Raw genomic sequence first — 13,366 nt, 5'->3', positions numbered from 1 at the left:
TCAATGGCTGAAGACAGAAAGGATCCACTGAACCAGGCTGATGCATTTGCTTACAGGGAAAACGGCCATCTCTTTTGGTTTGCCGTGAACAGCCGAACCGGGAAGGTGAAAGGGAAACAGCATAAAATGAGGGTCATAGAAGAAATCGGGAAGCCGCCGTTTTTGGAGGAAAAACATTATCGCCTAAAAGGAAATGAGACCGATAAAGGGTATGAATTCAAGGTAAACCACGGGGGGAATACAACTACAATTGCAGCGTGGTTTTCGGGGCCAACTCTCATGGTGGAAGAGCCTGGAGAAAAAGCCGCCAAGGAATACAAAGCTGTTGGCCAGGAGGAAATCGATAAATATATAAAAGATATTCAGCAGGAGTATGAAACTGCCGTGTACCATTCTGAGGAAAAAGAGAATAAACGATTAAGGAAATTCTTTTCTGATCTTAATCAAATTTATGGATTTCTTTATTCCGCGGAAAACGGCTCACTCCAGCTGTTTTTAAAAATCGATGAAGCCCTTCTCCAAGGAGAGCTGTCGGGCACCCTTCTTATGGTGGCTGACACGGGAAACGAGAATAACCCCTATGAAGAAACCACATATCCTTTAAACGGAATAACAGACGGGCAAGTGCTGAGGCTTTACACGGAAATTGACGGAACGCAAACAATGTTGAAGGGGAATTTTCATGGGGATGCAACTGCGTTTGACTTGTCATTTTGGTTGTCCGACAGCAATCTTCTTTTCAAGGCAGTAACAGAGGAAGAATATAAGCGAAGTTATACGGAGTTTAAAGCGAAAGCGACCGTAATGCGGAAGCAGCGATAAGTAGCTCCAGGACAAAATGTTCTGGGGTTTTTTCATATCCAAAGCCTTTTAAAAAAAGAATTTTCAATATTACCATCTTTTCAACAGTAGAAATGTTAATCTACAAATAACAGTGATATACTAATAAAGTAGTGTTTTACTATCGGAATAGATTGAATGGAGATAAGATTTTTTTGGATGGGCCTTTGCTTTCTGTACGGATCGGGTGGAGTGTTTATATTCTTCTGCAAAGCTAAAGAGATAAGGATGGGTAAAATGAGTAACAGACATACTGAAACAGATGTTATCTTAATTGGTGGCGGGATCATGAGCGCGACTCTGGGGACGCTGTTGAAAGAGTTAGTACCCGGCTGGAGTATTAAGGTGTTTGAGAAACTCGAACGTCCGGGGGAAGAAAGCTCCAATGAGTGGAATAATGCGGGAACAGGGCATTCGGCTCTATGCGAACTTAACTACACCGTTGAAAAACCAGACGGGTCTCTGGATATTGGCAAAGCGATAAAAGTAAATGAACAGTTCCAGATTTCAAGGCAATTCTGGTCTTATTTAGTAAACAGAAATATAATCCGTAATCCCCAAGACTTTATAATGTCATTGCCGCATATTAGTTTTGTGCAAGGCGAGAAAAATGTAGCTTTTTTGAAAAAAAGATTTGAAGCGCTTACAAACAACCCGCTATTTAAGGGAATGGAATTTTCCGAGAATCATAGTAAACTTGCTGAATGGATGCCCCTTGTCATGGAAGGCCGTACATATGATGAACCGATAGCTGCGACGAAAATCGACTCTGGCACAGACGTGAACTTTGGTGCATTGACGCGCATTTTGTTTGACCATTTAGCAAATCAAAACGTGGATATTAAATATAAGCATCAGGTTGATGATATTAAACGGGCAAACGACGGTTTATGGGAATTGAAGGTTTGGAATATGAATACCGGTGCCATTGAACGACATGCAGCAAAATTCGTCTTTATTGGCGGTGGGGGAGGAAGCCTTCCTTTGCTCCAAAAAACAGGGATTCCCGAAAGTAAGCATATCGGAGGATTCCCGGTAAGCGGGCTGTTCCTTGTATGCAACAATCCGGACGTAGTCGAGCAGCATCATGCAAAGGTATACGGCAAAGCTAAGGTTGGTGCCCCGCCAATGTCGGTGCCGCATCTCGATACACGTTATATCGACAACAAAAAATCCCTGCTGTTCGGGCCATTTGCCGGCTTTACGCCTAAGTTCTTAAAGACAGGATCAAATATGGATTTAATCAATTCCATTAAACCTAATAATCTCGTAACAATGTTGGCGGCTGGAGCAAAAAACATTCCGTTGACAAAGTACCTGATTGAGCAGCTCATGTTATCAAAAGAACAACGGATTGCAGAATTGCGGGAATTTATTCCGAACGCGAGGAGCGACGATTGGGACATTATCGTAGCGGGCCAACGGGTACAAGTTATTAAGGATACGGTTGCTGGCGGGAAAGGAACGCTCCTTTTTGGGACGGAAGTGGTTACTGCCGCTGATGGAAGTGTCGCTGCATTGCTTGGTGCATCCCCGGGCGCTTCCACCGCTGTACACGTCATGCTAGAGGTAATAAAGAATTGCTTCCCACAACATGTAAGCGAATGGGAACCAAAAATCATGGAAATGATTCCTTCATACGGAGTGAACCTATCCGAAAATGCTGAACTATTTAGCGAACTTCATGCCTTCACAGCCTGGGCGCTTGGCTTGGGAGGAGCTCACTCTCCGGAAAGCCATGAGGAGGAAAGAAAAGCTGTACTCCAATAAAATTTCTTTAAAAGCATCTTTTTAAAGGGTGCTTTTTCTCTTAAATACCCAACAGCGAATAAAAAAAGCCGCTATACTGCATGAATCGCAGTACAGCGGCTTTGTTTGTTGCTGATATTGCAGTTAGTTCCGAATGAGATAGTCGAATGCACCCAATGCGGCGGAAGCACCTGATCCCATCGAAATAATGATTTGCTTATACGGGCTGTTTGTACAGTCACCCGCGGCATATACGCCAGGTAAAGTTGTTGCACCGCGGCTATCGATCACGATTTCACCCATGCGGTTGCGTTCGAGTGATTCGCCCAGCCAATCGGTATTCGGCACAAGGCCGATTTGAACGAATACACCAGCGAGTTCCACATGATGTTCTTCGCCTGTTTCACGGTCAATATAAGTAATCCCGTTTACTTTGTCAGTACCGGTAATTTCTTTAGTTTGGGCGTTCTTAACGACCGTTACATTTGGAAGGCTGAATAGCTTATCTTGCAGGACTGAATCAGCTTTTAGTTCCGGCATGAACTCCAGAACGGTTACATGGTTCACAATTCCAGCAAGGTCAATGGCTGCTTCAATTCCGGAGTTGCCCCCGCCAATGACCGCAACATCTTTTCCTTCGAATAGCGGTCCATCACAGTGAGCGCAGTAGGCGACGCCCTTGCCTGTAAATTCAGTTTCACCTGGGACATTGACTTTACGCCAACGGGCCCCGGTAGAAAGGATGACGGTTTTGCTTTTTAGGACAGCGCCGTTTTCCAACTCAAGTTCAATTAAGTCTTTCTTTTCCAGGCGTTTTGCCCGCTGAAGATTCATGATATCAATCTTATACTCTTTCACATGCTCTTCGAGGGTTGCGGCCAGCTTAGGGCCTTCCGTATATTTCGTGCCAATGAAGTTTTCGATTCCGACCGTATCCATAACCTGTCCGCCAAAGCGTTCAGCTACAATGCCGGTGCGAATCCCTTTACGCGCCGCATAAATGGCCGCGCTTGCACCCGCGGGGCCGCCTCCGACAACAAGAACATCGAATGGTTCCTTATTGGAAAGTTCGGATGGATCCTGTGTGCTTCCGAGCTTTGCGAGAATTTCCTCGAGGGACATACGTCCTCCGCCAAATTCTTTTCCGTTAAGGAAAACAGTTGGCACCGCCATTACGTTTTTGCTTTCGACTTCTTCCTTGAAAGCCGCCCCATCAATCATCGTATGGGTTACCCGAGGGTTGAGGACGCTCATTACGTTCAATGCCTGAACGACGTCAGGGCAGTTATGGCAGGTTAAGGACACGTATGTTTCAAAGAGATAGTCACCTTCCAAGCTTTTCACTTGATCGATCACGCTTTGATCAACCTTTGGGGCACGTCCGCTTACCTGCAGCAGTGCCAATACAAAGGAAGTGAATTCGTGTCCAAGAGGGATACCGGCGAATGTTACGCCGGTATCCTCACCGATGCGATTGACACTAAAGCTTGGTGTTCTTTCCAAAGTGGCTGTTTCGACTTTTATTCTTGGAGACATGTCCTTTAACTCATCCACAAGAGCGAGCATGTCTTTTGATACTTCATCGGAACCCGCGCTGACTTTGATTAGAACATCGTTTTCCAACAGTTGGAGATATTGATTTAATTGCGCCTTAATATCTGCATCTAGTATCATTCATAGCACTCCTTAGATTTTTCCAACAAGATCAAGGCTAGGCTTAAGGGTTTTAGATCCTTCTTCCCATTTCGCCGGGCAAACTTCACCTGGATTGTTGCGTACATATTGTGCAGCTTTGATTTTGTTAATTAGTGTGCTCGCATCGCGGCCAATTCCTCCCGCGTTGATTTCGACCGCCTGGATGATGCCATCCGGGTCAATGATGAAAGTACCGCGGTCAGCAGCACCTTCCTCTTCAATGAACACATCAAAGTTACGAGATAGAACATGGGCAGGGTCGCCAATCATCGCATAAGTGATTTTACCAATCGTTTCGGATGAATCGTGCCATGCTTTATGTGTAAAATGAGAATCCCTTGATGCTGAGAATACTTCTACTCCAAGTTCCTGGAGAGCTGGATATTGATTTTGAAGGTCTTCCAATTCAGTCGGGCAAACGAATGTAAAATCTGCTGGATAGAAGCAAAGGACAGTCCACTGGCCTTTAAAGTCCTGCTCAGTTACTTCGATAAACTCTCCGTTTTTGTAAGCCTGTAATTTGAATGGTTGTACTTCTTTTCCGATAAGTGACATAATGCAATTCCTCCTAGTGAAATAATAATTAGTAGTTTGGTGAAAAACATAAATAACTAAACATAATTTCTTTTTATTATCATTAGTTATTTATAATAATTCTAATACACTAACTATTATTATATAACTGTCATAGTATGTCAAGGGAAAGGTTTTATTTTGCTGAATGCAATCGAAATTTAGTTTATAAAAGACATTTATAGCGGAAATGAGTGGTGGAAAGAGAGGGTTATTATTTTCAATTGGTACTTTTATTTCTCAACTAAATACTCCCATAACAAGGGATCAAGGAAGTTTTTTTACGAAAAAAAGGATTGCTTCTGAATGTCAAAGCAACCCTTTATTAAATGACAGTTTTTATTAAATAACGCCTTGGACAATCATCGCATCGGCTACTCTTAAAAATCCGGCAATATTGGCGCCTACAACCAGATTGCCCGGATGGCCATATTCATCAGCCGCCTTGACGCAGTTCCGATAGATGTTTTCCATAATCTTATGCAATTTGGCATCCACTTCATCAAACGTCCAGGATAACCTCATGCTGTTTTGCGACATTTCAAGGGCTGAAACAGCGACGCCACCCGCATTCGCGGCTTTTGCCGGGCCGAATAGAACCTTGTTTTTCAAAAACACGTCAATCGCATCCAATGTGGACGGCATATTCGCTCCTTCTCCTACCGCTATAACCCCATTGGCTACTAATATTTTTGCCGCCGCTTCATCAATCTCATTTTGTGTCGCGCATGGCAAGGCAATGTCGCAAGGGATGGACCAAATTCCGGAGCAGCCTTCGAAATAGAGAGCGCCCGGATGTTCAGCGACATACTCCTTGATTCTCTTTCGTTCAACTTCCTTCAGCCGCTTTACTGTATCAAGATTGATGCCATTCTGGTCATAGATATAACCGTTCGAATCGCTGCAAGCGACCACCTTCGCGCCGAGCTGCATCGCTTTTTCCATGGCATAAATCGACACATTGCCTGAGCCTGACACAACGACTGTACTTCCTTTAAAGCTTTGCCCTCTGTCTTTCAGCATTTCTTCTACAAAATAAACAGTGCCATAGCCAGTCGCTTCGGTCCGGGCGAGGCTTCCACCGTACCCGAGCCCTTTGCCGGTCAGGACACCGGCTTCAAAACCGCCGCGGATTCTCTTGTATTGGCCGTACATGAAGCCAATTTCCCTGGCGCCAACACCAATGTCTCCGGCAGGGACGTCAATATCCGGCCCGATATACCTGTAAAGCTCAGTCATGAAACTCTGGGTAAATCGCATGATTTCCCCGTCGGATTTCCCTTTCGGATCAAAGTCGGCGCCACCTTTGCCTCCGCCAATTGGCAAACCGGTGAGGGAATTTTTAAAAATCTGTTCAAATCCCAGGAATTTGATGATGCCGGCATTAACGGAAGGGTGGAAACGCACCCCGCCTTTGTAGGGCCCGATCGCGCTGTTGAATTGAACACGGAACCCGCGGTTTACCTGTACCTTGCCTTGGTCGTCAATCCACGGAACCCTAAAGCTGATGACTCTTTCAGGTTCAACCATACGTTCAAGGATGTTTTGATCAATATAGTGTGGATGCTTGATAAAAACAGGAATGAGTGAATCGAAAATTTCTTTAGCGGCCTGATGGAATTCACTTTCAAAAGGATTGCGAGCAATTACTGTTTCAAATACTTCATTTACATATTCCTTTGCGATTTTTGAGTTCGCATCTTTCACTTCATGTAAAGTTGTCATAATGGCTTAAGCACCCCTTTGCAAGATTTATGTATATAAATGGAAACTTTTCATTGTTTATACAACTTAATTTTTTATTTCCTTATTTTATTATTGAAAAACAATCTAAACAATATGAAAATTAGATAATAATGATGCCGATATGAGATGAATGAAAAACGGGAGGGGAAATAGTGGAGCTAAGACAGATTCAATATTTTATTGAAGTTGCCAAGCGGGAGCATGTGACAGAGGCAGCAATGGCCCTGCATGTAGCCCAGTCCGCTGTGAGCCGGCAAATCTTTAATTTGGAAGAGGAGCTGGGGGTTGATCTTTTTATACGGGAAGGAAGGAATGTAAGATTAACTCCGATTGGGAAAATTTTTTTGGAGCATATGGAAGAAGCCATGAAGGTGATCGATAATGCAAGGCAAGAGGTTCAGGAATATTTAGATCCGGAACAAGGGAAAATTCGGATTGGCTTTCCAAGTAGTTTCGCTGCTTATACACTGCCCACGATCATTTCCGCCTTCCGGGAACGCTATCCCCATGTGAAATTCGAGCTGAAACAGAGTTCCTACCGCGATTTGATTAGTGGAGTGATTAGAGGGGATATCGATATGGCGCTGCTTGGGCCGCTTCCTAAGCAGGAAAAAAAGGTAAGAGGGGATATCCTTTTTACAGAAAGGATTGTTGCCCTGTTGCCAACCCACCATCCACTTGCAAATAAACGTTCACTTAACCTGAACGAATTAAGGGATGATTCCTTTATCTTGTTTCCAAAGGGGTTTGTTTTAAGAGAGATAGTAGAAAATGCCTGTAAGCATTTTGGCTTTGAGCCCCAGGTGTCCTTTGAGGGGGAAGATATTGATGCAATTAAGGGATTGGTATCCGCGGGTTTGGGTGTGACCCTTATTCCTGAAGTTACATTGGTCGATAGCCTGCCGCGCTCAACCGTTAGGCTGCCGATCATTGAACCGGACGTTACGCGTACTGTCGGAGTCATCATTCCTGCTGAACGCAAGCTGCTTCCCGCAGAGAAGCTATTCTATGAGTTTGTTCTGGAGTTCTTTAGTTTGTTGGACAGGTTTCAAAAATAATTTTTAGGAGGCAGCGTTTTTCACAAGGAATGTAGAGGATAAATCTTTGTGCTTTTTTAAAATTACAATGTTGCCATTAAAATATGTAACCTTTGGGCGCTTCTTCCTCGAATTCAAGTGGTGCCCTTATCTCAGTAGTAAAAAGTTTCACATCCGCAAAAATTCAACTTAGGTGATTGCCTTTTCTTCAAATTAGTCATATAATTTATTTTGAATTAGAGATACTTTAAACTAAGATATAAATTTTATTATAGGAGTGCGGTACACATGTTGAATTTATACACTTCTCCAAGCTGTACTTCCTGCCGTAGAGCAAAAGCATGGTTGGAGGAGCACCACATCGATTATGTTGAGAGAAACATTACCAAGCAACCGCTGACGATTGAAGAAATAAAAGAAATCCTCCGCCTAACTTATGAAGGAACCGAAGAAATTATTTCGGTTAACTCTAAAACGTTTAGGAATCTTAACATAGATTTGGAATCCCTTAAACTTCAGGAGTTATATCAAATTATTAAGGATAACCCATCAATGTTAAGGCGACCAATTATCAAGGATGAAAAAAGATTGAATGTAGGCTTCAACGAAGAAGAAATACGTAGTTTCTTGCCTAGGAAGTTAAGGACATTCATTTTCGATGACCCTAAACAAATGGCCTGATCATGCAATTTGAAAATTGTACTAGGATAGGTGGTGAGTGCATTGGATAGACGATTTCCTAGTCAAACGTTTATTGTCTTAATGAAAACTGCAAAAGGGATTCATGAAAAAATAAGAGATGAAATGCAGAAGAATAAATTAAGTGTAACAGAATTTTCAGTGTTGGAAGTGCTTTACCAAAAGGGTACGCTAACAATCCAGCAAATCTGTCAGAATGTCTTAATTTCAAGCGGCTCGATGACATATGTGATAAATAAATTAGAAAACCGGGGTTTGTTAACAAGGAGTGGTTGCCCTAATGACCGCAGGGCGATACATGTTTCATTAACCGACGATGGGCTTAGCCTTATGGACGCAATTATGCCAAACTATCTCGAAATGGTCGATGACTTTTTGGAGTTTTGAAACATGAAGAGGAAGAGATATTATTAACACTATTAAAGAAGGTCAATAATAGGATTGATTAATAGTTGAAAGAGAGGAACCTAATTAAGAAGTTCGTTTGGTTGACTTTCATATTATTTTAGTATATCTTTAATTCGAGATATATCAAATAGAGGCATCTCAATAAACTTTAAAAAAAGGAGTTAAAAGATAAATGAACGTATTAGTAGTAAAAGCAAATAATAGACCGGCTTCCGAGGCGGTATCAAGCAAGATGTATGAGACTTTCATGGAAAACCTTGACGGAGTCAATGTAACAACTTTTGATGTTTTTGCTGAAGATATGCCGTACCTTGGCCAGGATCTTTTCAATGCATTCGGCAAACTTGCATCTGGCGAAGAACTTACAGACGTTGAAAAACGCATTTTGGCGGCGAAGCAAAAAGCAAAGGATGCTTTAACATCAGCGGATATCGTTGTTTTTGCTTTCCCATTGTGGAACCTAACAATTCCTGCGAAGCTTCAAACATTTATCGATTATGTATATGAGGCAGGATTTACGTTTAAATATGATGAAAACGGCCAGGCAGTCCAGCTTATGAAGGACAAAAAGGCAATCATCCTAAACGCGCGTGGAGGCATCTATTCCGAAGGCCCTGGGGCTGCAATGGAAATGTCCGTTAACTACATTAAGAATGTTGCTGGCGGAGTGTTCGGTATGCAAATCATTGACGAAGTAGTCATCGAAGGACATGCTGCGGCACCGGATCAAGCCGAGAAAATCATTGCTGAAGGATTGGAAAAAGTTAAAGAAGCTGCAAAGAAACTTTCGGCAGTAGCTGTTTAATAATCGATTTTTAAAATTAACCAACAAAACTAATCGGAACCTGCTTCCGGTTAGTTTTTTATTGTGAAATGAAAACCCCGGGCTAGGCCCGGGGTTCCAAAAAGCTTTCAGCGTGGTATTAAAAAAACCTCCCCATGGTGCTAAAATATTTTTTGGTTCGCCAACCGAAGAAGACCGTGAGAACCAAGCTTTTGACGTTGAAGGGTACGTGACGAAAGAGTGGTTGAAAGAGAATGCAGACATTCAGGAGGCAGACTTCTATTTCTGTGGCCCAGTTCCATTTATGAGGGCAATCTATCGTTCGCTTAAGGAATTGGGCGTTAACGATGAGAGGATTCATTTCGAATTTTCGGGCCAAAGGGCGATTTGACGGCATAAACCAACGAAAAGCCAATTTCCGCAGCTGCGGAAATTGGCTTTTTTCTTTTGAAAAAGCAGACTTGCGCTGCAGATCCAGTCTATTTCCCCTGCCTGGTATCGCCTTTCCCTGCTTCATCAGCAAGCTGCTCGAATGGCTTCACTTTTCCGTGCGGGTTTTGGGTTTCTTTCCTAGCGGCCCATTGCCTTTCTTTTTGACGTTTTGATTGGGTCATATATGAAAGCTCCTTCAGATTAAGATGGTTTTTGACAGGGAGCGAGATTGGTTAACTCCTGTTTTCATAAGCTCTTTGTTCTTTTTCCTTCTGCTTTTTTGCCCGGTTCGCATTTGCGCTTCCAAATTCCTTGCCGAATTCCGAATCGGTTTGGCTTGAATCAAAGCCTTGTTTATTCTTTTGCTGTGGGTCGTTTTTCTTTGTCCGTTTCGCCATGGTGAATCGCCTCCTTTGCTTTTTAGTATGGAAAAGGCCATTTAAAATATTCGCTTTCCCTTGCGGCCGGAGAATCCAAGGAGTTTAATGGAACTGAGACGTAAAAAACAACAACTTCGGAAAAAGGGGAATATGTCCATGCTCAAGCAAAAGAGAATACGGGATTACGGAGTCATAATCGGCCAACTGGAGCCGGGGCATTACAATGCGATTACGGATGTTGAAGGGGTGGCTGTTGGCCATGTCACCTTAAGCAACAAACAGATGCAGACTGGAGTGACAGCCATTTTGCCGCACCAGGGGAATACATTTAAAGAGAAGTTGATCGCCTCAAGCCATGTCATAAATGGATTTGGAAAAACGATGGGAACCATCCAGATGGCGGAGCTTGGCACACTGGAAACGCCGATTCTCCTTACAAATACATTGGCGATTGGAACGGCTGCTGACACGTTGATTGACTATATGCTGGAGCGGAATCCCGAAATCGGCCGGACTACGGGAACCGTCAATCCAATCGTCGGAGAATGCAATGATATGTTTTTAAATGATATACGGGGAAAGTTTGTGAAAAGGGAGCATGTTCTCCAGGCAATTGAAAATGCTTCGTCTGAATTCAAGGAAGGGACAGTTGGCGCAGGAACCGGAATGCTCTGTTACTCCCTGAAAGGGGGAATTGGGTCAGCTTCCCGCAAGTTGGATATGCAGCATGGGACGTACACAATCGGCGTTTTGGTCTTATCAAATTTCGGGATATTAAAGGATTTACGCGTGAACGGCAAGGCGGTCGGCGAGGAATTAAAGGAAGCCATAACCCAAAAGTACAAGGAAGAGGATAAAGGTTCGATCATGGTCATCGTTGCCACGGACCTGCCGGTATCAGAAAGGCAGCTGAAAAGGATTCTTAAACGGTCTGTCACGGGGCTATCCAGAACGGGTTCCATCATTACAACCGGAAGCGGGGAGGTTATTATCGGTTTTTCCACCGCCACGAAAATCCCGCATGACAAACCGCAACATCTGTTATCCGTCCCAATGATTCATGAAGAAGAGATCGACCTGGCTTTTCGAGCTGTAGGCGAAGCGACAGAAGAGGCTGTTCTGAATTCGCTTGTTACGGCCGAAGCAGTAGTGGGGCACGACGGGAATAAGAGGCCTGCGTTAAAGGATTTGATTGAAGAGTTTGGTATTTCACTGGTCTAATGGAAGTGGAAATCGAGATACGGTTTTGGCTAATCTGTTTAACGGATACAGATTAGAATAAAAAGGGAAAGCAGTAAGCCGCTTTCCCTTTTTTGCTTATTCGAATATATAGCTTAAAACATCCATTGCCTGGTCAATCGTTTCAACGGTTACATTTGCCCGGTTGGAAAGTTCTTTTAGCGGATGGATAAGCGACTCAGGCCTGACAATGATGGTTGGTTTATTCATCGCAATCGCCATGCTGGCGTCCATCGCCGTATTCCATTGCTTGTATTTTTCTCCGAAAAGGGCAATGACAATATCCGATTTTTGCATCAAAACCTGCGTCCGGAAATTGTTAATGTCCGATGCTGCGTCATCCTTATACACATTTCCGGGCTGCTTCCCCAAAATATCCTCGCCAATGTTGTCGGATCTATCATGGTTTGTCTGTGGCGCGACAAAGGTCAGTGGCAGATTTTTTTCCTTCGCTTTTTTCTCCACCTCGTCCCGCCAATTGTCATGAATCTGTCCAGCTAAATATACGGTCAGTTCCATTAGTATCCCTCCTGGAAAGCTTGTAATAACTTTATACTAGTAGACATGGCAATGATTATCAAAGGAATTACCTGCCCGAGTTTTTTGTACCTTGGTTAGCGTTTTTTTAGAGGTGAAAACATCGTAAAACGCGAAATCATTTACATTATAAAAAGTGATAATTGGCTGTAAACAGATGTTTGAAGCAGAACTCTGTTTTTGCATAGTTTGTTGTTTTTTATTGAATTTTAGACTTGGAGAGGAGCGGGAAATAATATGGGGTGGTTAGTAATTGTTCTACCGATAATTGGCGGGATCATTGGCATAACTCTCCAAAGAAAAAAAGGAAAAAATAATGCAAGGAAGGCACATCAAAAGTTTGCCTTTGAAATTTTTATGAATCACTTTCATTATGTGAGTAAAAAAAAAATTTATACCACGACGGTGATTATTCATTTGTCATAAAGGATAAAGCAATTAGATCCTACGGTACTTCCCGGGTTTTTTACTATACGCTAGTTACTGAATCTGGAGAATTTGAACACAAAGTATTTACGAATGTATATGATTACAACAACCTTAGAGAAGGGCAATTGGTAAATCGTGGCCTTATTAGACATAAGAAGAATAACTCAATTTATACTTCAAGCGAATATAAAGGAGAAAAAGCAATAAGCAGAATACAACAAAGAAGCGTAATGGTGATTTTATGCACGATTGTTGTGATGGGATTCGCTTTATCAACGTTGGTATATATGGTTATGATATTTTTAAGGGGATAAATCCCTCTTTTTGGTGGAAAAAACGCCAAGTTCTTTATGGTATAATTGGCATTTAGTAGACCTGTTACAAAAATGTCATTGGGAGGAAATGAGAAATGAGCAACTTACCGAATTGCCCAAAATGTAATTCAGAATATACATACGAGGACGGCATCCAGTTTGTTTGCCCGGAGTGCGGGCATGAATGGACAGCGGATAGCGTCGAAAATACAGAGGACGAAAAAGTCATAAAAGATGCGAACGGAAATGTCCTGAATGACGGGGACACTGTCACAGTCATCAAAGATCTTAAAGTAAAAGGCAGCTCATCTGTCCTGAAGCAGGGCACGAAAGTAAAAAATATCCGCCTTGTTGAAGGGGACCACGATATCGATTGCAAGATTGACGGTTTCGGTGCAATGAAACTGAAATCTGAATTTGTGAAAAAAATATAGGCAAAAAAGCAGGAGGCCGTCATCATGAGATGATCCCCCTATAGTAGACAGAAAAAAGAAAGCACTTTAA

At 42.8% G+C, this 13,366-nt stretch carries 15 protein-coding genes; 9 read left to right on the top strand and 6 right to left on the bottom strand.

Annotated features, from left to right (window positions below; translation table 11 throughout):
- The first annotated feature begins 3 nt into the window (after positions 1 to 3).
- Positions 4 to 822 carry a hypothetical protein gene (locus RB160_RS20115; RefSeq protein WP_316572235.1) on the top strand — a complete coding sequence of 273 codons (819 nt, stop codon included), beginning with the start codon at positions 4 to 6 and terminating at the stop codon, positions 820 to 822.
- Positions 823 to 1,068: 246 nt separating this feature from the next.
- Positions 1,069 to 2,610: a malate dehydrogenase (quinone) gene (gene mqo, locus RB160_RS20110; protein WP_316572234.1), complete on the top strand. Its 1,542-nt coding sequence runs from the start codon at positions 1,069 to 1,071 to the stop codon at positions 2,608 to 2,610.
- A 123-nt stretch (positions 2,611 to 2,733) separates the two neighbouring features.
- Here mqo and ahpF read toward each other — a convergent pair whose 3' ends face one another.
- The 3 genes from ahpF to gdhA all read right to left on the bottom strand — a co-directional run bounded on the left by ahpF (position 2,734) and on the right by gdhA (position 6,582).
- Positions 2,734 to 4,263: an alkyl hydroperoxide reductase subunit F gene (ahpF, locus tag RB160_RS20105; protein ID WP_316572233.1), complete on the bottom strand. Its 1,530-nt coding sequence runs from the start codon at positions 4,261 to 4,263 to the stop codon at positions 2,734 to 2,736.
- Between the two features lie 12 nt (positions 4,264 to 4,275).
- On the bottom strand, positions 4,276 to 4,839 hold the full coding sequence (gene ahpC, locus RB160_RS20100; protein WP_316572232.1) for an alkyl hydroperoxide reductase subunit C: 564 nt from the start codon (positions 4,837 to 4,839) through the stop codon (positions 4,276 to 4,278).
- Positions 4,840 to 5,199: 360 nt separating this feature from the next.
- Positions 5,200 to 6,582 (bottom strand): NADP-specific glutamate dehydrogenase, encoded by a 1,383-nt coding sequence (gdhA, locus tag RB160_RS20095; RefSeq protein WP_316572231.1) that lies wholly within the window; start codon positions 6,580 to 6,582, stop codon positions 5,200 to 5,202.
- Between the two features lie 173 nt (positions 6,583 to 6,755).
- Here gdhA and gltC point away from each other — a divergent pair, with 173 nt between their 5' ends.
- The 5 genes from gltC (at position 6,756) to RB160_RS20070 (ending at position 9,922) form a co-directional block, all read left to right on the top strand.
- Positions 6,756 to 7,661: a glutamate biosynthesis transcriptional regulator GltC gene (gltC, locus tag RB160_RS20090; protein WP_316572230.1), complete on the top strand. Its 906-nt coding sequence runs from the start codon at positions 6,756 to 6,758 to the stop codon at positions 7,659 to 7,661.
- A 267-nt stretch (positions 7,662 to 7,928) separates the two neighbouring features.
- Complete coding sequence (spxA, locus tag RB160_RS20085) at positions 7,929 to 8,321, top strand: transcriptional regulator SpxA (protein ID WP_316572229.1); 393 nt, start codon at positions 7,929 to 7,931, stop codon at positions 8,319 to 8,321.
- Between the two features lie 42 nt (positions 8,322 to 8,363).
- Complete coding sequence (locus tag RB160_RS20080; protein ID WP_316572228.1) at positions 8,364 to 8,726, top strand: MarR family winged helix-turn-helix transcriptional regulator; 363 nt, start codon at positions 8,364 to 8,366, stop codon at positions 8,724 to 8,726.
- Between the two features lie 193 nt (positions 8,727 to 8,919).
- Complete coding sequence (locus tag RB160_RS20075) at positions 8,920 to 9,552, top strand: FMN-dependent NADH-azoreductase (RefSeq protein WP_316572227.1); 633 nt, start codon at positions 8,920 to 8,922, stop codon at positions 9,550 to 9,552.
- A 112-nt stretch (positions 9,553 to 9,664) separates the two neighbouring features.
- Positions 9,665 to 9,922 (top strand): hypothetical protein, encoded by a 258-nt coding sequence (locus RB160_RS20070; RefSeq protein WP_316572226.1) that lies wholly within the window; start codon positions 9,665 to 9,667, stop codon positions 9,920 to 9,922.
- Between the two features lie 88 nt (positions 9,923 to 10,010).
- Here the strand turns inward: RB160_RS20070 and RB160_RS20065 are convergent, their stop codons facing one another.
- Positions 10,011 to 10,145, bottom strand: a complete 135-nt coding sequence (locus RB160_RS20065; RefSeq protein WP_316572225.1) for a DUF6254 family protein — start codon at positions 10,143 to 10,145, stop codon at positions 10,011 to 10,013.
- Positions 10,146 to 10,196: 51 nt separating this feature from the next.
- Positions 10,197 to 10,361: a hypothetical protein gene (locus RB160_RS20060; protein ID WP_316572224.1), complete on the bottom strand. Its 165-nt coding sequence runs from the start codon at positions 10,359 to 10,361 to the stop codon at positions 10,197 to 10,199.
- A 138-nt stretch (positions 10,362 to 10,499) separates the two neighbouring features.
- Between RB160_RS20060 and RB160_RS20055 the strand changes: the two genes are divergently transcribed.
- Entirely contained in the window at positions 10,500 to 11,564 is a 1,065-nt protein-coding gene (locus tag RB160_RS20055) for a DmpA family aminopeptidase (RefSeq protein ID WP_316572223.1), read from the top strand.
- Between the two features lie 96 nt (positions 11,565 to 11,660).
- Here RB160_RS20055 and RB160_RS20050 read toward each other — a convergent pair whose 3' ends face one another.
- The gene (locus RB160_RS20050; RefSeq protein WP_316572222.1) at positions 11,661 to 12,101 is read right to left on the bottom strand and encodes a YtoQ family protein; all 441 of its coding nucleotides are present in this window, start codon (positions 12,099 to 12,101) and stop codon (positions 11,661 to 11,663) included.
- Between the two features lie 856 nt (positions 12,102 to 12,957).
- On the opposite strand from RB160_RS20050, the gene RB160_RS20045 reads away from it, so the two are divergent.
- Positions 12,958 to 13,296 carry a zinc ribbon domain-containing protein YjdM gene (locus RB160_RS20045; RefSeq protein WP_316572221.1) on the top strand — a complete coding sequence of 113 codons (339 nt, stop codon included), beginning with the start codon at positions 12,958 to 12,960 and terminating at the stop codon, positions 13,294 to 13,296.
- Positions 13,297 to 13,366: the final 70 nt, after the last annotated feature.

Origin of the sequence: Neobacillus sp. YIM B06451, assembly GCF_032667185.1 — a bacterium.
Taxonomy (GTDB): domain Bacteria; phylum Bacillota; class Bacilli; order Bacillales; family Cytobacillaceae; genus Bacillus_D.
The sequence above is the reverse complement of the archived record's forward strand: the minus strand, read 5'-3'. Positions and strand labels throughout refer to the sequence as shown.